The organism is Marinobacter sp. ATCH36 (assembly GCF_023555055.1).
Taxonomy (GTDB): Bacteria; Pseudomonadota; Gammaproteobacteria; order Pseudomonadales; family Oleiphilaceae; genus Marinobacter.
The window spans coordinates 18,596-40,829 of record NZ_JAMJPL010000011.1 but is presented as its reverse complement, the minus strand read 5'-3'; the positions used below and the strand labels follow the sequence as shown (position 1 = coordinate 40,829).

The 22,234-nt window shown below is 52.1% G+C and carries 26 protein-coding genes and 1 pseudogene; 13 read left to right on the top strand and 14 right to left on the bottom strand.

Going from position 1 to position 22,234, the window contains the following annotated elements:
* From M8010_RS19690 to M8010_RS19680, 3 genes are all read right to left on the bottom strand, one after another.
* Positions 1-193, bottom strand: a 193-nt coding sequence (locus M8010_RS19690; RefSeq protein ID WP_250094408.1) for a recombinase family protein, incomplete at its 3' end; no start/stop codon positions are given.
* A 316-nt stretch (positions 194-509) separates the two neighbouring features.
* A complete protein-coding gene (locus M8010_RS19685; RefSeq protein WP_250094407.1) occupies positions 510-794 on the bottom strand; it encodes a type II toxin-antitoxin system RelE/ParE family toxin in 285 nt (94 codons plus the stop codon).
* Positions 787-1,077 (bottom strand): type II toxin-antitoxin system RelB/DinJ family antitoxin, encoded by a 291-nt coding sequence (locus tag M8010_RS19680; RefSeq protein ID WP_250094406.1) that lies wholly within the window; start codon positions 1,075-1,077, stop codon positions 787-789. Before M8010_RS19680 ends, M8010_RS19685 begins: the two co-directional genes overlap by 8 nt.
* Positions 1,078-1,129: 52 nt before the next feature.
* On the opposite strand from M8010_RS19680, the pseudogene M8010_RS19675 reads away from it, so the two are divergent.
* Both M8010_RS19675 and M8010_RS19670 read left to right on the top strand, forming a co-directional pair.
* Positions 1,130-1,639: pseudogene (locus M8010_RS19675) on the top strand (Tn3 family transposase); the annotation flags it as partial.
* Positions 1,630-1,920, top strand: a complete 291-nt coding sequence (locus M8010_RS19670) for a DUF1499 domain-containing protein (protein ID WP_250094405.1) — start codon at positions 1,630-1,632, stop codon at positions 1,918-1,920. The pseudogene M8010_RS19675 and the gene M8010_RS19670, both read left to right, overlap by 10 nt.
* 156 nt (positions 1,921-2,076) lie before the next feature.
* Here M8010_RS19670 and M8010_RS19665 read toward each other — a convergent pair whose 3' ends face one another.
* A complete protein-coding gene (locus M8010_RS19665; protein WP_250094404.1) occupies positions 2,077-2,568 on the bottom strand; it encodes a DUF2780 domain-containing protein in 492 nt (163 codons plus the stop codon).
* A gap of 404 nt (positions 2,569-2,972) precedes the next feature.
* On the opposite strand from M8010_RS19665, the gene M8010_RS19660 reads away from it, so the two are divergent.
* Positions 2,973-3,230 carry a hypothetical protein gene (locus tag M8010_RS19660; RefSeq protein ID WP_250094403.1) on the top strand — a complete coding sequence of 86 codons (258 nt, stop codon included), beginning with the start codon at positions 2,973-2,975 and terminating at the stop codon, positions 3,228-3,230.
* Between the two features lie 463 nt (positions 3,231-3,693).
* Here the strand turns inward: M8010_RS19660 and M8010_RS19655 are convergent, their stop codons facing one another.
* From M8010_RS19655 to M8010_RS19635, 5 genes are all read right to left on the bottom strand, one after another.
* Positions 3,694-3,978 carry a type II toxin-antitoxin system RelE/ParE family toxin gene (locus tag M8010_RS19655; protein ID WP_250094402.1) on the bottom strand — a complete coding sequence of 95 codons (285 nt, stop codon included), beginning with the start codon at positions 3,976-3,978 and terminating at the stop codon, positions 3,694-3,696.
* The gene (gene relB / locus M8010_RS19650; protein ID WP_250094401.1) at positions 3,971-4,261 is read right to left on the bottom strand and encodes a type II toxin-antitoxin system RelB family antitoxin; all 291 of its coding nucleotides are present in this window, start codon (positions 4,259-4,261) and stop codon (positions 3,971-3,973) included. The genes M8010_RS19655 and relB overlap by 8 nt, the downstream gene beginning before the upstream one ends.
* A gap of 385 nt (positions 4,262-4,646) precedes the next feature.
* On the bottom strand, positions 4,647-4,853 hold the full coding sequence (locus M8010_RS19645; RefSeq protein WP_250094400.1) for a hypothetical protein: 207 nt from the start codon (positions 4,851-4,853) through the stop codon (positions 4,647-4,649).
* On the bottom strand, positions 4,846-5,478 hold the full coding sequence (gene parA, locus M8010_RS19640; RefSeq protein ID WP_250094399.1) for a ParA family partition ATPase: 633 nt from the start codon (positions 5,476-5,478) through the stop codon (positions 4,846-4,848). Before parA ends, M8010_RS19645 begins: the two co-directional genes overlap by 8 nt.
* Positions 5,479-5,684: 206 nt before the next feature.
* A complete protein-coding gene (locus M8010_RS19635) occupies positions 5,685-6,503 on the bottom strand; it encodes a RepB family plasmid replication initiator protein (protein ID WP_250094398.1) in 819 nt (272 codons plus the stop codon).
* Between the two features lie 577 nt (positions 6,504-7,080).
* On the opposite strand from M8010_RS19635, the gene M8010_RS20180 reads away from it, so the two are divergent.
* From M8010_RS20180 to M8010_RS20175, 3 genes are all read left to right on the top strand, one after another.
* On the top strand, positions 7,081-7,335 hold the full coding sequence (locus tag M8010_RS20180; protein ID WP_502846239.1) for a replication initiation protein: 255 nt from the start codon (positions 7,081-7,083) through the stop codon (positions 7,333-7,335).
* 713 nt (positions 7,336-8,048) lie between these two features.
* Entirely contained in the window at positions 8,049-8,996 is a 948-nt protein-coding gene (locus tag M8010_RS19630; RefSeq protein ID WP_250094397.1) for a DNA-binding protein, read from the top strand.
* Positions 8,997-9,035: 39 nt separating this feature from the next.
* Positions 9,036-9,260 (top strand): WGR domain-containing protein, encoded by a 225-nt coding sequence (locus tag M8010_RS20175; RefSeq protein WP_502846238.1) that lies wholly within the window; start codon positions 9,036-9,038, stop codon positions 9,258-9,260.
* A 125-nt stretch (positions 9,261-9,385) separates the two neighbouring features.
* On the opposite strand, the gene M8010_RS19625 is transcribed toward M8010_RS20175, so the two are convergent.
* The 3 genes from M8010_RS19625 to M8010_RS19620 form a co-directional block, all read right to left on the bottom strand.
* Entirely contained in the window at positions 9,386-11,035 is a 1,650-nt protein-coding gene (locus M8010_RS19625) for a YfjI family protein (protein ID WP_250094396.1), read from the bottom strand.
* A gap of 172 nt (positions 11,036-11,207) precedes the next feature.
* A complete protein-coding gene (locus tag M8010_RS20005) occupies positions 11,208-11,333 on the bottom strand; it encodes a hypothetical protein (RefSeq protein WP_284048226.1) in 126 nt (41 codons plus the stop codon).
* Positions 11,334-11,787: 454 nt separating this feature from the next.
* Positions 11,788-12,933: a YagK/YfjJ domain-containing protein gene (locus tag M8010_RS19620; protein ID WP_250094395.1), complete on the bottom strand. Its 1,146-nt coding sequence runs from the start codon at positions 12,931-12,933 to the stop codon at positions 11,788-11,790.
* Between the two features lie 590 nt (positions 12,934-13,523).
* Between M8010_RS19620 and M8010_RS19615 the strand changes: the two genes are divergently transcribed.
* From M8010_RS19615 to M8010_RS20170, 7 genes are all read left to right on the top strand, one after another.
* A complete protein-coding gene (locus M8010_RS19615) occupies positions 13,524-13,874 on the top strand; it encodes a hypothetical protein (RefSeq protein WP_250094394.1) in 351 nt (116 codons plus the stop codon).
* Between the two features lie 31 nt (positions 13,875-13,905).
* Positions 13,906-14,868 (top strand): DUF932 domain-containing protein, encoded by a 963-nt coding sequence (locus tag M8010_RS19610; RefSeq protein ID WP_250094393.1) that lies wholly within the window; start codon positions 13,906-13,908, stop codon positions 14,866-14,868.
* Between the two features lie 86 nt (positions 14,869-14,954).
* Positions 14,955-15,956, top strand: coding sequence for a YqaJ viral recombinase family nuclease (locus M8010_RS19605; RefSeq protein ID WP_250094392.1), 1,002 nt, complete (start codon positions 14,955-14,957; stop codon positions 15,954-15,956).
* 63 nt (positions 15,957-16,019) lie between these two features.
* The gene (locus tag M8010_RS19600) at positions 16,020-16,916 is read left to right on the top strand and encodes a recombination directionality factor (protein ID WP_250094391.1); all 897 of its coding nucleotides are present in this window, start codon (positions 16,020-16,022) and stop codon (positions 16,914-16,916) included.
* 1,486 nt (positions 16,917-18,402) lie between these two features.
* Positions 18,403-18,699: a hypothetical protein gene (locus tag M8010_RS19595; protein ID WP_250094390.1), complete on the top strand. Its 297-nt coding sequence runs from the start codon at positions 18,403-18,405 to the stop codon at positions 18,697-18,699.
* Entirely contained in the window at positions 18,696-19,865 is a 1,170-nt protein-coding gene (locus M8010_RS19590; protein ID WP_250094389.1) for an acyl-CoA dehydrogenase family protein, read from the top strand. Before M8010_RS19595 ends, M8010_RS19590 begins: the two co-directional genes overlap by 4 nt.
* A 172-nt stretch (positions 19,866-20,037) precedes the next feature.
* Positions 20,038-20,316, top strand: coding sequence for a RepB family plasmid replication initiator protein (locus M8010_RS20170; RefSeq protein ID WP_502846237.1), 279 nt, complete (start codon positions 20,038-20,040; stop codon positions 20,314-20,316).
* Positions 20,317-20,727: 411 nt separating this feature from the next.
* Here M8010_RS20170 and M8010_RS19585 read toward each other — a convergent pair whose 3' ends face one another.
* The gene (locus M8010_RS19585) at positions 20,728-21,600 is read right to left on the bottom strand and encodes an HpcH/HpaI aldolase/citrate lyase family protein (protein ID WP_250094388.1); all 873 of its coding nucleotides are present in this window, start codon (positions 21,598-21,600) and stop codon (positions 20,728-20,730) included.
* Positions 21,597-22,214 (bottom strand): TetR/AcrR family transcriptional regulator, encoded by a 618-nt coding sequence (locus M8010_RS19580; protein WP_250094387.1) that lies wholly within the window; start codon positions 22,212-22,214, stop codon positions 21,597-21,599. The genes M8010_RS19585 and M8010_RS19580 overlap by 4 nt, the downstream gene beginning before the upstream one ends.
* Positions 22,215-22,234 lie beyond the last annotated feature (20 nt).

Genomic DNA, 22,234 nt, shown 5'->3' with positions numbered 1-22,234 from the left:
GATCCAGTTTCCAGACAACCAGAACATCGTCCTTCCGCAGCGTACGGAGGCACTGCGACAACTCAGGTCGTTCTCGTAGCTTGCCGGTAAATTTTTCCTGGAAAACCTGTTCGCACCCTGCTTTTTCTAGAGCATCCACCTGGAGCTCTGCGTTTTGATCCTGAGTGCTGACACGTGCATAACCTATGATCATAAAAGGTACCATTTCTGGTCATAGATTGTTGTACGCGATTGTTGATCATCAAACAAGGCAAAATCGGGTTTTTTTAGGGGAAAGCCACGACGTCCAACAAACGACCGTTTTCTGCATCCATGAAAAGTAGGCGAGAGCCGTTGTAGATGACTTAAATTTTGATGAATAAATCGGCAAACCTTGGACAGGTCAGAGATAGCGCAGTGGACACCTTTAGCTTATGAGTGCCATCAAAGGGGTGTGAAGTCCAACGGTACGAAAACGTACGCTAAGAAATAGAGGGAAGGCAGGCTCCCCAAAATGACAAGATGGTCTGTTAATCGGTTGGCGGCCACTGCTGCGCAGCATGTAACACGCGCAGTATTCGTACCGTTAAGGCATCCTCTTGGTACACGAGGATATAGTTCGACCAGGCGACGAGTTCCCGGGTCCCTTCAACCCGACCATGTCGGCCTATTTTGGGGAACTCCGGCAGCTTTTCAGCTTTCATCTCAATGTCATCTTTTACGCGCTGTGCTGCATCAGGGTTGTCATCAGAGATGTAATCGACAATCCCTAACAGATCGGTACGAGCCAGTTCCAGCCATTCCAGTTCAGGCACGACGCTTCCTGTCGATTAACGCTTGTGCCTCATCCATTACCTGTTGATGAGGAACGGTAGGTCGCGTGTCAGCCAGGGCCTCTTTCACTTTGTCGCGGAACCAGGCGTCATGGACTTCCGGATCAGCCGTTAACCCAACGGGCAATCCGCCCTCTTTGGTTACGCGGGTTAGAAGGATGCGGACGGCATCTGATACCGTCAGGCCGAAGCTGGCGAGCTTTTCTGCTGCATCAGCCTTCAGCTCGTCGTCCACACGAACGTGCAGCATTGAAGTATGAGCCATGATTAATTCTCCGATTGTCATGTATGACTCTATTATGTATCTCAAATGAGATACAGTCAAGCTGTGGACATTGGCAAAATCACTGCGTTTGGTCAGATGCTCGTTACTGAAAAGTGACAGCCCTTCCAGCTTGGCACACGCTATCATAGAAGCGGGCCGGATTAACAAAACCCTGTACCTGTTGAACTACGTGGATGATGAAGACTACCGCCGCCGGATTCTGACCCAGTTGAATCGCAGGGAAAGCCGTCACGCGGTCGCACGGGGCCAACGTGGCGAAATTCGGAAACGGTACCGGGAGGGCCAGAAAGATCAACCTGGCGCGCTGGGTTTGGTGACCAGCGCCCTGGTGCTGTGGAACACAATCTACATGCAGGCCGCCCTGGATCACCTGAGACAACAGGGCGAGGACGCGAAAGAAGAAGACGAAGCCAGATTGTCGCCACTCAGCCATAAACATGTGAACATGCTGGGCCACTACTCGTTTACCCTGGCAGAGCAGGTGCTGAATGGCCAGCTAAGACCGTTGAAGCAGCCATCGGAGTTGGACGAATGGCCTTAGCGTACGTTTTCGTTCCGTTGGACTTCAAACCCCTTAATTGCGCATCCAGTACCTCCAGCATTTTTCTCTATAAAGTAGATCCTATTCAGTTGAAGACTACGCTGGATGAGTCTTCCTGGGAGACGATCAAGTCAGTGGCTGCGGAAATGCCGGGTGCCTCGCTCAACGAATCGCGATTTGGCTGTCTGGATATAACCTATTTCAGTGCCGTGTTTCATTTTCCGGATTACCTTGAGGTTCTTGTTCGCGAGGATCAAAGAAGTCTGGATGTTCGTTCCTAATCCCAGATTGGCCTCTTTGACTTCTTTGTCAATCGCCGTCGGATAGAGGCTTTGAGGCGAGGGCTCGCAGAACGTGGCGTTGCGGTAGGTACAGAGGAAAAATGTCGGAAACCGGGACTGAACTGTTAAGCGTTGGTATCGGCACTTGTGCATACGTCAGACCATCCGGTTAAACCAGAGGGCGGCCAGATCGTTTCGGAGTTCCGGGTTGATGCCCTGGGCCTTGAGAAAATCGAGAATTACTACCGCCATCGGCTCAATGATCAACCGGCTAAGGCCGGTGGATTCAAACGAACGGTGCAGGCCCTGCAATGAGTCGATTGCGGTAACCCGAGTGCCGGCTGCACCGTCTCGAAGCAGGTTCCGGATGTCCGAAATGTTTTCAATTGACGCCATATCTTCTGCGCTTAATTGTCCTCTGCCGAAACCGAGTAAAGAGGCGACTGCGCCGGCGGACTCCTGACGGGAAACGCCCAACTGCTGCTGTAGACCACTGGCCAGATCGAAGGGTTCGCCGGCTATTTCCAGCTCATCCTCCGGCATCGATTCGACGCGTTCGGTGTTGGTATTCAGCTGCTGGGCAGGGGCAGCGGAGCCCAGCAGATAAAAGCTGGACACGATAAGGAAATGGCGTACGAACCTGCTCATTGAAGACTCCCCCCCGGATCATGATCGTTCCCGGTGTATTCGGATTCCCGGGTCCGATGCTCTGAAAAGCCGTGACGTTGTGAATGCTGGAGCCAGTCTAGCGTCAACGTTCGACCCAATAACAGTGACAAAAAAGACATCCGGAACTCCGTGGTGGGGTCTGACCCCAATGTCTATGTCAGGCGCCAGTGACGGCACCCCAGATGCATGGATGATTCTTCAACGTCAGGAGGAACAATGGAATGTAGTGGTTGATTGATTTCGAGCGGACTTTTATATACTTGCGAATAACAGGTGTTATGTAAAACCAGGGTCCGCACCTGGGAAAACCAGCCCGACAAAACCCGCCCTTTGCGCTACCCTTGCCCGCTCAAATCGCCTATTTGCAGGGACAAAACCCCACAATGAGACTGGATCAGCTACGCCTGCTGTTTGAGGCCGGGGATCTGACCCGCGCCGAGATCGTCACCGCGCCCCTGGAGCCGGGGCCTTCCCCGCGCTGGTGCTGCCAGTTTCGCCGGCGAAACGGGGTCAAAGTCACCCTGGACCTGAACCGCAAACGCCAGGGCTCGGATCAGGTGCGGATCTTCAACAGTCTCGATGCGGCTTTTTCCGCGTGCCAGGCGGTGGGGTTTCGAGCGGTAACCGCGTATCAAAGCTGAGGCTATTCCTGGAACACGTCTGCGTGCGTGCCGGTATGGGACAACGGCAATTCGTCTCCGACCACTCTGTGCAGCGGCAATCAATCCGGCTTTGTGCGCGCGTCCTGGTAGCCCCTCCAGTTGCCCACCTCGGGTAATGGCGTCTGATGAATCGGCAGACTGAGCAGCGATTTCAGCTTTCTCAGTTCCTGGTTTCTTTTTCGGCCTTTTTGTCTTTGAGGCTCGAACTCCCCCTGATATCCGGTATCCTCATTGAGAGTCTTGCCATCCTGGCAAGCATTAGGTTGGTTGTTTTGTTTCCTGGGTCACTTTCCAGCTTACCCGAGCCTTTCGAGGTTCGGTTTTTTTTCGTTAAGGCCGTCACAAATACGGTGGGAGCTGGGGTGTGGAGCCCAATCGTACGAAAGCGCACGCTAAGAAATAGAGGGGGCCCGAAGCCCCCTGAAAATGACAAAACGCTCTGCTAATCGGTTGGCGGCCACTGCTGCGCAGCATGTAACACGCGCAATATTCGTACCGTCAAGGCATCCTCCTGGTACACGAGGATATAGTTCGACCAGGCGACGAGTTCACGGGTTCCTTCAATCCGGCCAAGTCGCCCTATTTTGGGAAACTCCGGCAACTTTCCAGCTTTCGACTCAATGTCATCTTTTACGCGCTGTGCTGCATCAGGGTTATCATCAGAGATGTAATCGACAATCCCTAACAGATCGGTACGAGCCAGTTCTAACCACTCTAATTCAGGCACGACGCTTCCTGTCGATTAACGCTTGCGCCTCATCCATTACCTGTTGATGAGGAACCGTAGGTCTCGTGTCAGCCAACGCCTCTTTCACTTTGTTGCGGAACCAGGCGTCATGGGCTTCCGGATCAGCAGTTAACCCAATAGGTAATCCGCCCTCTTTGGTTACGCGGGTTAGAAGGATGCGGACAGCATCTGACACCGTCAGGCCAAAGCCGGCGAGCTTTTCTGCCGCATCAGCCTTCAACTTGTCGTCCACACGAACGTGCAACATGGAAGTATGAGCCATGATTAATTCTCCGATTGCCATGTATGACTCTATATTGTATCTCAAATGAGATACCGTCAAGTTATGGACATTGGCAAGATCACTGCGTTTGGTCAGATGTTCGTTACTAAAAAGTGACCGTTAGCCATAAAGTGTTAATATATTTTTGAGTATATGAGTAAAAGAGTAAAAGAGTATATGAGTTTTTGAGTGTTTTGGTCGGATAACGGCCTGGTCGTTTCGGATTCTGCTTGAATTTATACAATCCTGACTGAGTCCCAGCGGAGTTGACTGAAATAAACTGATTAGCCTGGCCCACTCAAACTGAGATCTAGCGATCGTTCTCTTCAAGGCGCTTAAACCTAAATTCATACAGAATTTCTAACAATATAATTTAATCATTCACCTATTTACTCAAATACTCATTTACCCATTGATTCACTAAGTCGTTAATTTTTCGACCTTCTTGCGCTGCTTTCACCTGAAGCTCGTGGTAAACAGATGCGGGAACGTTAGCATTCAGGCGCTTTGCCGGCTCTTTACGCACATCATCAATGGCAGCTGTTTTGCCTTGGCTGTCCTCTCGATCCCGGCGAGTTTTTGGCTTAAGCATTGAGACACTCCTTTATCTCATCGCGGATTGCCATAATTTCTCTAGCTGCCTCACTTCCTGACTCAATGAAAACGGTTTTCCCTTCAGCCGCTGTCGTTGGGTAGGCGACCCGCTGTGTCGTCGAAGATTTGAATACAGGCAGATCATAGCCATCCAGGGCATCCAGGATTTCTTTACCAAGCTTCGTATTTTTGATGGCACGGCTGACTACAAAGGCTGCTTTAGGCTTGCCGTCGGTAACATCCTGACGTGCCTTGATCACATCAACGAGATCTGCGGCAGCCCAGATATCATAAGGAGAGGGTTGGCAAGGGATGATGACCATATCAGCGGCTTTCACAGCTGCAGCCGCTAGGCGGGCAATTTGGGGAGCGCCATCGATCACCACATAGTCGTACCCGGACGATATAGCAGCCAGGTCTTTCGGCAGTGTCTCACGGTCGAGACCTACAACAGGAATGACCCCGCCCTCATTCTCCTCATTCCAATCTCTCGCAGAACCCTGGGGATCCGAGTCAACGAGCAGAACTTTATGGCCTTCAAGCTGGAGCGAGTGCGCCAGGTTAATAGCAATGGTGGTCTTGCCTGAGCCACCTTTCTGGTTCAATACAGCGATAGTTGGCATCTCAGAACCTCAAATGAGTAATTGAGTAATTGAGCTTATACTCAGAAATTATTTGAGTAAATAGGAGAACGCTTATACGGACAAAAACAGGGTTGGCCGGTTTTTTGAGTTCTTGGATGTGCGGGCACTATTTTTTTCACAAAACCGGCTTTTAGCCGCCTAACCCTGTTTTTGTCCGTGTATTACTCAGACGAGGAAAAAAAAGCTTAAGCAACCGACCTTCGATTCAGTCGGCTCAACGCCATCTCGTACGTCTCGCCGGGCCGAGCTAAACTCGGATTCTTATTCAGGTCAGCCTGAGTATATCGGTTTCTTTTAACCTCTGAATCACCAGCAGAATCTTTTTTCTGGAACGTGAAAACCAGGTTTGTGATCGACCTCCCGGACTTTGTCTGAGCGTATTTGACTTGATAGGGCGTTTTCTCATTGATTTGGCGTACGGCAGGATCGATTACACGCTTTTTCAGATCGTAAAGAGCTCCATATTTATCCCCCAAATCTAACCAGCGCCTTAGATCCTCAATCGCTATGTTGCGCTTTCCAAACTCTCGATACTGGATCAGGAGCTCGTATAGACGGTAGGCATGGGCGCTAGTGAGCTGAATGACCTCAGCTAGTGCATAGCTAGTAAAATGGGAATTCAATTGGTTGAGGTAGGGGATGATGTCCTTTGAAAACCGGAGCTTGATGATTCCCTCATCATCTGAATAAATAGCAGACTGGATCCATCGAGTTTTCAGTTTCTTAGTCGAGCCTTCACGACCATTAGGTGGCTTTTCTATGACGATAGAGCGTTCATACAGATGATTCACTGCTTCTTTCAGGTCTGTATAGATAGCTTTAGATTTAGTTCCAGAGAGCTCCCGGAGCGTGTTTACATTGAGCTCGTACATCACATCGTCGCTGACAACCTGGTCTCGACGTATCTGTGAAATGGCAGCCAAGATAACGCGCTGCTCCATCACCGAGAGCCTGTAGCTTGCTTCGATAACTGCGTTAGACTTTACAACCAATCCTTTGCTCATTATCAACCTTATACAGACAAGTATATTTTTGTCAGTATATACCCTGTTTCTGTCCGTTTAAAGACCCTGTTTATGTCCGCGTCCCACCCCGAATTTGTCCGTTTTTCACCCTGTTTCTGTCTGCATATCACCCTGTTTATGTCCGTATATAGAACCGTAGAATATTGTTTTTATTGGTTTTTACAGAGACGAAAAGGTAGTAAAGGCTTTAAAGGTTATAAAAGGATTAAAAAGAAAATAATTTCTTCTATCTTTGAGAACTTGCGAACAGAAAAAAACGGAAAATAATTTTGAACGTCAAAGTAGCGGAAAAGCACGCCTTTACTGCAAAAAAAAGGAAAGATGCTTGGTAAGCTCAAAAACAAAACCCGCGGTTATCAAGGCGGCAATCTCTCACGTGGGTTCTAAGTAAAGAGAGGACTGAGTTAACCGACCAACTCAATCTTTTCAATCCAGGCTGCCTTCAAAGCCTTATTGCTCTAACGACCTTACGGCAGGGCTGATAATTTGTCCCAGTACTACAACGAGCCGTATGGGGTATATACAAGCTAATCCTCCATGACTTAGAAGTTGGTTAATCTTTGATATTGATTGTCCAGGAGCAGCTCTTGCCTGGGACAACACTCACCTACGTCATGGGCTCGATGCGCCTGTTCTCATCGGGCACCACGACTGCCAGAAGCCAATGCGCTACCTTGCAGCTGTCGAAACGGCTATGCAGGCTAAGCTGGAAGCCGAATTCGGCTATTCCGGGCTGATTACCAAAAACCCAATGCACAAAGCGTGTACGAACATTCTGGCACTCTGTGGGTGGCCTGTACTGCTTCGATGACCTATCAAGGTGACTTGAGCTGCCCAAGTTATCATTAATGCGAAATCACTCAATTGAGAGTATGAGTAAATGAGTAATTTTAAAGATCCTCAACGAACGCCGATAAGTGCTCTGCTGATGGCTAAGGCTGTGTTTAAATCTCGAGGATAGGCCATGAAATGGTTAGAAAGTCCAATTAAGGCGTGGAGGGGAAGTTCCAAGTCAACTGTCACTCCTGAAGGCTGTGAGCAGGCTCTTCAGATTCTCAAGGGGTTGCAAACTGGCGACTTTAGCTAAAATTATCCTTCAAACCGCCGGTCTTGCAAATAGCTCCGTCCCAACTTGGCTCTGCCGACAGAAACGCCACAGAGCTGTCGGCAGAGCAGGTCTCTCAAATTCCATAACGATTACTCTTTGAAACGTCCTAATGGCAACCCCGATATCAAGAGCACGAGCCAGTCCAGGCTAACCACTTCTCATTATGGGCAATGAATTTTCTCGAACCTCTACTCTTAGCATTTTCTTTCCTCTAAAACATATCGTTCAGAACCAAACCTATTAGGCAATAAACGGGGGATCTATCTGATACCCCAGTCATCCAGGTAGAACAGGCCAGCATCAATTTATTTTCTCTGCACCTTTCAGATTTATTTGTTTATTAGTTCGTTTATTTGTTTGTTAGTTTCTTTATTTGGTCTATAATGGTGTTAACAGACATTGATTGAGGATTCGAGATGCGACCACCTGAGATAGAAGACGACAAGATCATCGAGGCGGGCAAGCAACTGCTCGAAGACAGCCGGCGAGTAACAGGCTTCGCCTTGAGAAAGATTATTGGCGGCGGGAACCCCAGCCGCCTGGTTCGAGTTTGGGAGGACTACAAGCGCTCTCAGGAAGTGGTCGATAGTGAGCCGGTTCAGGAACTCCCTATGGAAGTGGAGGAAGCGCTCAATGAAATGACAGGGTCTTTCCTGGAGCAGGTGCGGAGTCTGGCTCAGAACCTCAACTCCCGCGCGGTAAAAACGGCGGAGCGCCGAGTCGCAGAAGTCATTCGTTCTGCCAAAGAACAGCAGGAAAATGCCGAAGCAGAGCTTGTGGATGCGGCCGCTACTGTCGAAGACCTGGAAGAACAGCTGGGATTTGTGAGAGCAGAGGGGATTAAGTCTCGATCTGAACTTACAAAATCTCAGGAGGAAGTGGACGCGCTTCGGAGTAAAGCAGCCGAATTGGAGCGTGACCTGGCGGTTAGTCAGGAAAAGTTATCAAAAGAGCGTGAGCAGCGAGAATCCGCCGAATCTTCTCTCAAAGAACTCCATAGCCGGAACGCAGATCTTCAGCGAGATAAAGAGGATCTTCGCCAGGAACGCGATGAGTTCAAAAAGGAATTGTCACAGCTCAAAAAACGGGTCGACAGCGTCGAGGCTGAGCGGGATACCCTAGTGAAAGAACAAGATGAATCTCAGGCTCAGCTTGCAGTTCAAAACGAACAACTGGATTTGGCGCTGAAACAAATTGATCGGCTTAAAGCCGAGAGTGATGAGGCCAAACAAAGTCATGCAGAGGCGGCAAGGAAAAGCTTGGAGTTTGAGGTTCAGGCTGGGCATTACAAGGAGCAGCTAGACCGCTTAATGGGGAGGTTTTCTATCTCTGAGTCCGAGGTAGACTTGAAAAAGAAGAAGTGAATATTAACTCATTTGAGTAAATGAGAGATTGAGTAAGTTATGTCAGCGCTTCGGTGGGAAACGCCAACTCGGTTCTATCGGGTTACCGTACAAAAAGATCTGTTTGGAGGTCTTTCGGTGCTGTGTGTCTGGGGAAGCAAAACCAGTCGGCACGGTCGTTCCAAGCTCATACCTTGCTCAGATGTCAAAAGCGTGAAGGTGGCCATCCGAAAAATTGCACGACTCCGTCGACGGCACCAGTATGAGTTTTGCCCCTCGAAATAGTCGAGGTAGCCGAGGTAGCCGAGGTAGCCGAAAACGGGAAACGAACAATGTGGATTCCAGTCTGATCCTGCGAATGGATCCTGTCACACAGCCGACGGCTGGGCAGCGTGTAATCACGATGGGTATCAGCGATCGCGTGTGTTTTTGTATGCGTAATAGCTTGGACCACGACCCTCATCGAGAACGACCTGATCAGCGAACTTGGGTAATGTTTTGACGTAGTAAAGTTCACCGTTTTTTATCGCAGGCTTAAGGTACCCGTCTAACACTATTGTTTCCCTGAAGACATAATCGCGTCCATATCTTTTCTTTTGTACATGACCAAGGTCTTCTAGAAAGGATATAGCGCGATCAAAGCCCTCTGTGCTTCGGATATCTGGATGTGAATATTGCTTTATTTTTGACATAACGAACGTATATTCATCGCCTGTCCCCGCGCTGAGGTCACCTTCTTTTTTGTCCCCACGGTTACGAATGGTATAGATCATTTTATCGGCAAGCGTGACAATCTCTGGCTCTTGGGCTAATTCTCTCATGTAGTGCCCAGAAAAATGGCGCACCAGCGAGGTCGCGTTCACAAGGTCTTTCTCTGTAATTTTAACCTCTTCGTAGCTGTCGTTCTCAAACGTATGAAGAAGGGCGGCAACGCGGGATATGTTATCCATTAACTTTTTGGCGTGCCCCTTTTCAAGCATGTACGCACGTCCGTTTTGTTCTTCCTCCTTGATTTTTTGGTAGATTTTTCTCCAGGTTTCGGTAGCGGTCCCATTGAATTCTAATGCGGTGCGTGGCTCTCCTGCTTGGCAAGCAGAAATCGACGCACTTAGTCGTTTGAGGGCTCTTTCATGAAATTGCTTCATGTCATCACCTGGAGAGCGTTCACTTAACGTCGTTTGACTGCTGGGCATCGGGTTGGAAATCAGAAACCTGGCAAAAAATCCGCTCTCATAAGCGTGTTGGCCACGCTTGTTTTCCATGAAGCGTTGAAAGATAGCAGGCTGCATCATGAGATTTACGGACAGGCGTGCGTTTGTCAGCAAGAAGCTGTCACTTGTTCGTCGATCGACCGGAATATCGGATCCGCTCCATAGAGAATTGAATTGGTTAATGTCATCAAAGGCAGGCCCCATCAAAAGAGAACCGGCTTCGTCTGAAAGAAAGTAGCCAAGAGGAAGGTTCTCATACAGGCTGTGTAGAAGCGCACTGGGTGTGGCTCTTTCGTAAATGAAACGGTAACTGAGAGGGCGCTCAGGCTTTTCTTTATCCAGGTCGTGGAGCGCCTGTTCAGTGGCCGCCGTTTCTTCGCCTTCGGCGTAGAGTTTGCTTAGCGCCTTGTTGAGTGTTTTTTCCTTTTGTTTCCAGATGTCCAGGTTTCGCTGGTAGCGCTTGACCTCCTCCTGACGATCCTTGTCTTTTTGCTTCTCAAACTCGCGTATCGGTCGACTGAACTCATTGTCTAGGGAAGTCTTGCCCTCACTGACACCAGCCAGCGTCATGATCATGAGTGAGGTCGGCACCGTGTGTCCGTTTGGATAGGCCACATCAACAAGCCCTTGACAGCATGCGGCGACAACGCCGAGTGCAGAAGCCACGGCCATTTCATAATCCACTTGAACGAAGCGACTTGCCTCTAGAGTCGCGTTTTCGAACAACTTGCCTTCACGATAGTGCGGGCATGACTCATCGCCAGAGGGCGGTGTAAATCTTTGGTCGGCGTGCTCATCATCGCTATGCCCTTCGGTTGCTTCGTCGGTGCCTGCATCGTAATTAATCATTTAGTATCCATAAAAACCTGCTAATTTTGCTAATACTAGCAGGATTAGCAGGTTTTTAAGATGCTTTATATTAAAAATACGGATTGATGCTGGTTCCGGTGGACTGAGGGCTAGCTTTCATCCGGCGTTTTGAACGATGCCACTTTGCTGAGACTGAAAGGTTTTGGCTGATTCAGTTTTCATTATCGTCGGTGCGGGTGCAGGCTGATATCACGACATCTTGTTCCAGTGCGTCGCCACCCACCGCCGAATCAAGGTCGTACCTGGGGCTTCGGGCATCCGCCGAAACTGCAGCCATTCTTCTAATGTGCGTCTCGGCACTCCGATTTCTTCGGCCATTTGTCCCTGAGTAATTTTGCGTAATTTGCTCAGAGCTTTGGCATCCCGGATCAACCGACGTTTGGACTCATAGCGTTCCATGGCGACCAGTCGGGGATCGTCTTCGGGTTGGTTCGTTTGAGAGGCTGATTCAGGTTTGCCTGTCCTTTGCCAGGGCAATGGGCCGGGTCTTGCGGAAGGGGATCCTGTGGACGTTTCTGAAACGTTTGGCGTGGTGTGTCGAGCATAGTTAAAAGGGTTCATCATAAGGCTCCTGATGGATCAACAAAGGCCTGCCGAAACAGGCAGACCGTTATGCCCGCAGCGGGAAATGGCCCGGCGTTTGGTGTCGCTGACTCGATTTAGGCGGGTTTTTTCCGTGGCTGCGGGGTCATTCCATACTATTGGCCTTTATTACGAATCGTTTGCCAGGATCAAATCCCTACTTTCCCATCAGGCCAGGCCATCGCCGATTGCCGAGGGCGACCCATGCGAGGCCCCTGCGGTAAGACCGGTTTACGGCTGGTCTGAAAAGTCCTGCCGTAAACCAACATGGCAGCGTATTCGTCGATCTTGGTCAGGTACTTAGCCAGCCAGTAAAGTCCGCGCTTCTTTTCGAAATCATGGTAGTCAATGCACCCCATGGCGTTGTCGCAATAGCTCTGCTGAGCATCAAGATTGCAGTTCCAGTAACGGCCTTGCCCCCCGGTCATTGCGTTGGTCCACATTTCACCAATGAGACGAGCCTGAGTAATGTCCTCCCGGCACTGATGACCGTCGAAGAAAAAGATGAAGTGGTAGTGGAACCCTTTCTTGGGTTGCCACTCCAGTTTCCAGGCGTAGCCCAAAAGGTGATCGAACAGTGGATGGGTGTTAAAGGCGTGGCAAAGCTGCTTTCGGTGGTAACGGGCTGTTTCGTAATCGATGTAGGGGCTGTCGAACTCGCTATAGCCCAAGTCTATCCGAACAACCATTAAGCGGCTGTAGCACTCAAAGAGGGCCTCCATCAGCTCACACAGGCTCGTGTGGTTCTTTCGGCTGTTGCGCCGGTTACGATAACACTCGGCGGTAAAGTCCGGTTGCTGCTGACTCTGATACCAAGCGTCCAGTCGGAGATTGAGGTCCAAGACCATCTGTTCTGCAATTTCACGGCTCAGCACAGGTGGTTGATAAAAACCCGCCTCGTGCAGGTACGCACAGTCGCCAAAAGCCAACAGGAAGCGTGTAGCGTAGGGGCTGGGTCGATAGTGCTGACCAATATCTGTTTTATGAAACATGGTCACTAATACAGTGAAAAGTGTGGTCAGTGTCTCTAACAACGGATCTGGGGCTAACACAACGGCCTCTGAGCCGAAGGCGTCTGGCTTAATAAGTCGCTGGTGATCAAGAACCGGCTTTGCATTAGCCAGAGCTTTCAATTGTTGGTCGACCCAAATCAGGTCGTTGCGCCAGTGGTAATCTGAGGGCATCGTAATGGGCTGACCCAGGGCATTGGTAATGATTTCACCGCCATGTAATCCGCCCAACCAGTCCAGCATCTCTTCGTCGGTCGGGGTATCGTCGTAAGTGTATGGGTTCATGAGATTTCTCCAGGTAGGAAAGGTACTGAGCGTTGTGCTCGTACCATCTCCTGGGCCTGTAAGAAATTACGTCACTGCCGGTATGCCGACCTCTGGTGAGGTTCGCTGAATTCGCTCACTTGATGGATCCGGTTGATGCTGGGCTTTGTCTTTGTACCGGTGAACGGGGAGATCCTTTGGGGGATCTCCCCTCTGACTCTTTGATGTCTAATGGCAATGACATAGTAAAGGCGAGTCTATCTCCCTATCTGCTTATGAGAGTCTGTCTGGGCTTTCACTTCGTGAGCCCTCTATCACATAGATACTCTACAGCCTCTCTAAAGGAGGCTGACTACCCAATAACATACAAAGCCAAAGTCGCAGGCGCGCACATTCCCGGCGAGCCTGGGCAATGGATTTTTATTGGCCAGGGGAATCGCTGGTTAGGCGGCATTAGCGGTCAAAAAAGTTAGTGTTCATGGCCTCAGTCTGCTTGCGGGCTTGTTTGGCGGTTTTACCGATTCGATCCCAGCGATTTTCAAACCTATATCACCACTGTGAACCAGGGCACTGACAGTGCCTTCCTTTCCCCATTCACAGAGGTAATTCCAATGTCTGAAAAATGCCCCAACTGCCTGTCCGTCCGGATCGGTAAGAACAACTACGGCAAGAAAACCGCGGGCGTAGTCGGTGCGTCGGCCGGGACTTATGGCGGCTATGCCGCTGCAACGGCTGGCGCGAAAGCCGGTGCCGCCCTGGGAATCGTCGGCGGTCCAGTAGGCGCGACTGTCGGCGGTATTGGTGGTGCCGTTATCGGTGCGCTGCTGGGTGGTGCGACCGGCGCTTCCGCTGGCGTGATTCTGGGCGATGTCCTGGATGACCGTGTGCTCGACAACTACCGCTGCCTCGACTGCGGCTATGCCTTCAGTGTCGACCCCGACTCGTCAGACGACACCCGCTAATTCCCCCCGCGCTATTCAAAGGAGAACAACCATGGCTCATCTCATCGAGCAAATGGCCTACGTTGGCCAAACCCCGTGGCATGGCCTGGGGAATGAACTGACCTCAAATCAGCCGCTGGAAGTATGGGCAAAGCAAGCCGGTCTGGACTGGCAGATTCAGGAAAGCCCGGTCCGCTATGTCACCAATTCGGGTGGCACCCTGGGTGAGATTCTGTCCTACCCGGATTCGAAGGTGCTTTACCGCTCGGATACACGGGCACCGCTATCGGTGGTCGGTAACCGCTTCAAGGTGGTTCAACCAGAAGAAATCCTGGAGTTCTATCGGGATCTGACGGAGGTATCCGGTTTTGAGCTGGAAACCGCTGGTGTGCTTAAGGGCGGTCGAAAGATGTGGGCACTGGCCCGTACCGGGCAGTCTGGCATGCTCAAGGGCAATGACCAGACTAATGCCTACGTGCTGCTGGCCACCGCCTGTGATGGCACCATGGCAACCACCGCTCAGTTCACCAGTATCCGGGTGGTGTGTAATAACACGCTGGCTGTTGCGCTGAAGGGCTCTAATGCCAACGCCGTCAAGGTGAAGCACAACACAGCGTTCGATGCGGACCTGGTTAAGAAGCAACTGGGCATTTCCGTCTCCGCCTGGGACGACTTCATGTACCGGCTGAAGACCCTGAGCGAACGAAAAGTGAAAACCACCGAAGCCAGAAACTACTTCCTCAAGGTGTTCACTGACGATTCCGGTACCGGGGTCGGCAAAACCAACGAACGCTCCATGTCGAAGGCTCTGGGTCTGTATGAAGGCGAGGGCATAGGTGCCAATCTGGCATCCTCAGAGGGCACGGCCTACGGCCTGCTTAACGCTGTGACCGAATTCATCGACCACCAGCGCCGCGCCAAAACCGTGGACCACCGGCTGGATTCGGCCTGGTTCGGAACCGGTGCCGCCGTTAAGAACCGTGCATTAGAGCAGGCCATGTCACTTGTGGCCTGAGCCAACCCTACAAATCTCAAAACCGCCATAAAGCCCACCGGAGCCTGATGCTCTGGTGGGCTTTTTTTATGTCTGGAGGAAAAACCATGGGCATGAGTGCAAACACCCTTCAAAAACAACGACCGGCCTTGCGCCTGGTCTCCACCAAAGGCCTCAGCCGGGATGAATGGCTGAAAGTCCGCAAGCAGGGCATTGGCAGCAGTGATGCAGCAGCAGCGGTGGGTCTGAACCCGTATCAATCCCAACTGGAACTGTGGATGGTCAAAACCGGCAGGGATTCGGGCTTGCCGAAACCGGATTCCGACGATCCGACTTCACCGGTCTACTGGGGTCAAGTCCTGGAACCGATTGTAGCCGAACAGTACAGCCAGCAAACGGGCCGCAAGGTGCGCCGGGTGAATGCGGTATTGCAGCACCCAGATCCCGAAAAGCACTGGATGCTGGCCAACCTGGATTACTCCGTGGTGGCCGGTGACGACGTGCAGATTCTGGAGTGCAAAACCGCTGGTGAGTTCGGGTCACGTCTCTGGAAAGAGGGCGTGCCGGATTACATCCAGTGCCAGGTTCAACACCAGCTGGCCGTTACCGGCAAACAGTCGGCAGACGTCTGTGTGTTGCTGTGCGGTCAGTCATTAAAGATCTTTCGCATCGAGCGCAATGAAGAGCTGATTGAATCTCTGATGGTGCTGGAGCGCCAGTTCTGGGATTTCGTGGAAACGGATACGCCACCACCCGTTGACGGTACTGATTCTGCCGAGCGTGCCTTGCGCCACCTGTACCCGGTGGACAGAGGGGAGACCCTGGACTTCAGCCAAAGCAAGGAACTGTCGGATGCGTTCGACGAGCTACTGGCCATCCGCTCGGAAATGGAAAGCCTCAAGTCCACCGAATCTCACCTGAAACAGCGAATCGAGAGTCAGATGGGCGAGGCATCAAAGGCAACCTTCCCCAGTGGCAGCGTGAGCTGGAAACGCAGCAAGGATTCCGTCGGGCTCAATGTGAAGCAGTTATTGAAAGATCAGCCAGGGCTTCTGGATCAATACCCACTCACCAAGCCGGGGAGCCGGCGATTCCTCATTCAAGCATAAAACCCCCATTGGCCACGCGGGCGTGACGAGTGCCCCGTGGTCCTTTTTCTCAGGAGAGACATCATGATTAAAGGTTTAGCCATCACGCCTCCCGTGTTGGGGCGTATCAGCATCGGTCGGGTAGTTGAAAAGAACGGTATCCGATTACCTCAGAAAGATGATCAATTCACCATCACCTCCCAGATCCAGGAGAAGGACGCCGGGTGGCTGTTGCATCCCATGGATGAAGAGCTCCGGAAGGACGCGCCAAACGGCAAACTGCGAACCATACCGGTCCGCATGCTGTTCAACGATGCGGATCTGAATCTGCGGGCTGAGTACACCATGTTCGACCGCAAAAGCGGGCGGCCCATATGTGTCGGTAATGGCGACACCTGTAAGCGTCTGACGCAATCAGGCGTGCAGTCTTTGCCATGCCCGGGGCCGACGTTGTGTGAATACGGCAAGGGTGGTTTGTGCAAGCCCTATGGCCGTCTGAACGTCAAGGTCGGTGACGATGATGATCTCGGCACTTTCATCTTCCGCACGACCGGCTACAACAGTATTCGAACCCTAGCAGCCAGACTGAGCTACTACCAGGCAGTCTCTGGTGGTCTGCTGGCGTACATGCCGTTGGAATTGAAGCTGAGGGGTAAAAGCACGGCACAGAGCCACCGAACGCCGATCTACTATGTGGACTTGGTGATCAAGGAGGGACTGTCACTGCAGGAAGCGGTAGCCGAGGCGAGGGAAAAGGCTACGCAGGTAAAGGAGGAGGGCGTTGATCAGGCTGCGCTGGATGCGGCGGCGGCCAAGGGATTTGGCAATGCGCTGTTTGAATACGATGAGGATGAGGCGAGTCAGGTGGTTGAGGAGTTTTATCCACCGACGAAAAATGAAGACGAGGGGACGGTGAACAGTTCCTCTGTTGTATCAAAGCTACAAAGCAACCTCGCACCCGCCACATCAGCTTCCAGATGAAATTTAACGAGTGGTCCTGCATGGGCCACTCGTCTGGATCGATGTGTGTTTATTTTTTGGTTGCGAGGGGGTGCCCTGAAGTAAAAGGTAGACTCTGGTCCGTTCAGCTGGTAACGAACTATGGTTTGATCTAACTTGCTGAATAATAGAACCTTTGAAATCCGTCAAGAATCGGGCGATTACTTTTTTACCATGCGTATTCCGGACCAAGGTTGCCACTGATTCCAGACGAAGCCTGCCACCCATTCCACGCGAAAGCTGCCACTGATTCCACGGCAAAGCTGCCACCCTGGCAGGCTGCCTGACTCTCCTCATCAAAGCCGCGTGACGCGGGATAACTTAACGGTACTCTGATCCTTTTCATCCGGCGAAGGCCAGATGCCCGCGAAGAGGTTATCCATGTTATGTTCCCAACTCGGTTATGTTCCGTTTCCCGCAGAAGACCTTGAAATCACAGGAAGGCGCCCTTGCTGTGGGGCACATAACGATCACAGAGATTCCAGTCATTGCAGAACATCACTGTGAAGAATGTGGCAATCCGATTATTAGGAAGGCTCGCGCACCCGAAAACCGTAAGCGCCTTCGACTCCATCAAAACGGCGCCGAATTCGTGATTTATAATGACATCCGTTAGCTCTCGGTAGCCTTTTCCTTTCGGCACCTGTGGAGAACGATGAGCACCCAAAGGGTGTAAGCTGTCCGTAAGCCAGATTGCGAGGTGTTCTTGCTGCGCTCCTTCGTTGGAATCAAATAGATCAACAGGGGTGGCAACACCCTGGACAGTGACATACTGATTTGAAAAGCTACTCCAAGAAGCGGTAGTGGGCAGATTTATCACGAGAAAATCGGAATGCGATTGCCCCTCGTGGTGTGGCCTATCGAGAATAACTGAAACACCCGTTTTGATCACCGTATCATCCACTGGCCCAGTGGTAATGAATGCCCTCCAACATCATCCTCACTGCGCACAGGCATCCGTGGCGGCAGAGGTCCAAGCCACGTTTAAAGCTAACTCATTGAAGAGGAATATTTGACACGGCCCGCCTTGTGTTAGCGCAGCTAAGGAAGCGCTGATTAATTAAAAAAGACGGCAACTAATCGCAAACCTATGGAATTCGCTTTGCGTTATCATCTATTTTCTCGCTCAGCATCTAATAGTTCAATTTTATCGACTCGTCTGCTCCATGATCGTTCCTAGTCGATTCGATTATCGGAAATTTGTTTTTACCAAATCAGAGACTCAAGCTGAATTGATCAGCGTTTCCCTTGGTGCAGAACCAACTGGCAAGTTTCTGGCTTCTGGTTGTCAGTATTTGACAGATAGCTGGTGCCTTGCCACACTTGATAAGCTCAGAGTTGCAGAGGGACTGCAAGCGTCCTTGGCAGCTCACCCACTAGCCGAAGCGCGGATGGACGCCCAACAAGATACGGCCTCCGAGGGAGCAATCTTTGCGCCACTCGTTGGACTCGTGACAGAAGTGCGCGCGTGGCCGGGGTCGCAATCTTTTCCTGCGCCATGGCAACTGATGCAAAACACCAGGGTATCCGGGTCAATACGCTGACCCCCTTGATCGTGGATCGTGCGCGACACGCGCTTTATGACAAAGTTATGCAGGATCCCTTTGCCTCAAAACTCTTTGGCAAAGCCGAAGCCATCGCGCATCTTGACGTGACGGAAGTTCATAACATCGCTGGATTGGCCATATTTCTGGCCAGCCCAGATCTCCGGGCAATCCATTTTCGTGACTGGTGGCATAACAGCCATTCGAAAGGACCATTATGACAACACAATTCTCGACAGCCCACGACAGCCCGGTGTTCTTTGACGAAACTCACCGAATGCTTCGCACCCAAGTGCGCCGTTTTGTTGAAACTGAGATTAAACCTAACGCCGACTTATGGGAACGAGAGGGCTCCACGCCGCGCAATGTGCTGCGCAAGATGGGGGAATTGGGCTTTTTTGGTATCCGCTACCCCGAGGCGCTGGGCGGATCGGAGCTCGACGAACGCGCAACCGTGGTCTGGGCAGAGGAGCTGGGGATGTCCACCTTCTCTGGTGTGGCTATCACGGCGTTGGTGCACACCGATATGGCGTCCGTCCACATTTTCAACGCTGGCAATGACGAGCAACGCGCCGAATGGATCCCGCGCTGTGTGAGTGGTGAGACGATTACCGCCGTCGCCGTGACTGAACCGGGAGCCGGGTCGGATGTAAAGGGCATCCGCACCAACGCGCGGCTTGACGGCAACCACTGGGTCATCAATGGGACTAAGATGTTCATCACCAACGGGGTGAACGCCGATGTTTATTGCGTGGCGGTCAAGACTGAGCCGGACGCCCCCCTCAGCCAATCGATGACGATGTTTCTGGTCGAAAAGGAAACGTCTGGCTTTACGGTCTCGCGTGCGCTCGACAAACATGGCTGGAGGTCATCAGATACGGCGGAGCTGTCATTTGACGAGGTCCGCGTGCCAGCGACTAGTATGCTCGGCGCGCGTGGGCAAGGGTTTTACGAGATCATGAAGAACTTCCAGAACGAGCGTATGGTTTTGGGCGCTATGGCGATGGGCGAGGCGCAGGCGGCGCTCAACCTGACCGTCGCTTACCTCCGTGACCGACAAGCCTTCGGCGCGCCGCTATGGGACAAACAGGCCATTCGTCAGCGGCTCGCAATGCTACAGTCGCGCGTCGAGTGCTGTCGCCAGATGGTCTATGCCACCGCTGCGCGACTTGCTGGCGGCGAGGAACTGGCCCGCGACGTGTCGATGATAAAGGCGCTGGCCGGCGAATTGGTAAACGAGGTCATGTATGACTGCGTGCAGTTTCATGGCGGCATGGGGTTCATGTGCGAAAGCACGATCGAACGCATGGCCCGTGATGCGCGGGTACAGTCCATCGGGGGCGGTGCAACCGAAGTAATGCTGGAAGAAGTCGCCAAGAGAATGTGATGAAAACACCGCGACCATGGCTATTCGTACCGGGAGACAATGTCCGTATGATGAGGAAAGCATTTGGGTCAGATGCGAATGCGCTGATCCTATATTAGCGTTCCGTCCGGTTAATTCGCGAGCCTGATTTTGCAATAGTTGCGTTATACGCATGAATTAGCCAAACGAGACAATGATGGACACGGCTCACAACCTATTTCTCTCGGAGCCGAAACTGATCCTTGCTGCAATCGCCGAGGTACGCCGTGATGAGTCGAGCGCGGATGAGATCGATAGGGTTAAGTCGGCCAATACAATGATCGATATGAGGGGATACAGAACCTTCAAATCTACGATTAAGCGTCTCTGGGATCAAACGATACGTATCATCGAGTATCCTAATGGCGAGAGACAGCCGTCCCGTGTTTTGCTTAGTCGTTTGGTTCAAAGCATCATATATCATGAGAGTTGAGGGGCCCGTTGACCGATCAGTCAGATAGGACAGCCACCTGACCGCCGAACATCAGATTTGATTGTATAACTCCTGGCCCACGAATATGGTTTCGGAAAGGTTCAACTCGTTGTAGATGGCCTACACAGTGCGGCGGCGCCTCAGCTTGTGGAAACACATCTCGGAAAAACTTGGGCAGTGTAGACAGCGAGCAGATAATACTCAGAGCCTTTCATCATCCATCATTATGTATGCTACCCAGAGGGCCGTGCGGAGAAGCATAACGACGATGACATCCGTCAATTAGGTATGTGGTCTCTGATTCGCGATGGCTGAAGACTTGGGTTTCTGGTCGCTATTTAAGTGGGCAACATACGAGGCAGTTCATGCCGCACTCGAAAGTGCTCACTAGCGAACCGTGCCGCCGTAACCTCAGTGCCTAACTGTTCCGATTCGCCGCACGGTCGCAAGAATTGCCTCTGCCCGCTTTCGATGCGGCGCGTCGAGCATTTCGTTCCCGAGACGCGCGACGCCGATACCGGCCCTGGCGAAGGCCTCAAGTACCCTGTTTGCCCAATCGACCTGAGTCTGGCTTGGAGTGAAGGCCGTATTGATGATGGGCACTTGAGCAGGGTGGATGGCCATCTTGCCGGTGAAACCCATTGCGCTGGCCGCCTCAGTTTCGCGCGCCAGTCCCTCGTTATCCTTGAAGTTAGTAAAGACCGCATCCACCGGCGCCACTGCAGCTTCGAGTGCAGCGAATAGGGTTAAATCTCGGACCAGCACGAAAGCCGAAGCATAGCCGCCATCCGCCGTCCGGTTAGAATAGGCACCCATGTCAGCCGCGAGATCCTCGCCACCCCAGGTGATTGCGGACAGGCGCCGATGCGACCAGTCCTCTCGCATGAGGCGGCGTACTGCGCGAACCGTTTCCGTGGCAATCGCCATGATCTGCGTCTCGCGCGGACCGTTGTGCTTGTCAATCAGCCGGGACAGCGTCTCGATGTCGTCGGGCCCTTGACACTTAGGGAGGACATAGCCATCTGGACGCAGGGCGGCAGTGGCCACGACGTCGGCCTCCGTCAGCCCGGTATCCATTGCGTTGACCCGCACGAAGCGGGCCGGCGCGATAGGCTCGGCGAGGAACTCGGCCAGCATGACCCGGGCCTCTGCCTTAGCGTCATCGGCGACCGCGTCTTCGAGGTCGAGGATCAAGGCGTCCGCCTCGCCCCCTCCAGCTTTCGACATTTTCTTCGGACTGTCTGCCGGGACGAAAAGATAGGACCGATAGGTCATGGTGGTCATTGCCTCCGGAACTGTCCCAGCATCATTTCGATCTGCCGGGCATAATCGTCGATCGAATGGCGATTCGGGTTGAACCATTCAAGTGATTGGTTTAGCGCACCGATCAGGATGTGTCGGACGTAGCTCACTTCCTCTCTCTGCGCAGGCAGATTCATGAACTCTCCGATCAGCTCGAGCCACAGAAGGTCATAGTTGCGCCGGACCTCGCGAAGCTGTATCCGCACCCTATCGGGCACGAAGGGATAGCACCTAATGTGTGACGAGACGAATTCGCTGCGCCGCAAGAGTGTATCTAGGTGGATTCGGATCGCAGTAATCAGTCGCTGTTCACTGTCGGCCGGTCCGAGCTGGCCCAGCGCTTCGCGCACCTCCCGCTCCACAGCTTCCACACCGATCCGCATGACCTCACTGGCAAGCTCATCTTTCGACGAGAAATGATAATAGAGCGAGCCCGCTTTCATGTTCACCTTGGCTGCCACTTTGCGCAGCGACATCTCCGCGTAGCCATGACGGCGCATAATATTTGCCGCGGCTTCTAGAATTTCATTGCGCGAAGTCTCTGCCTTCGCACTTCGTCCATTGGTTTTCTGAGTATGATGTAGTATCTCTTCCAATTCACAGTTACCCCGTTCAA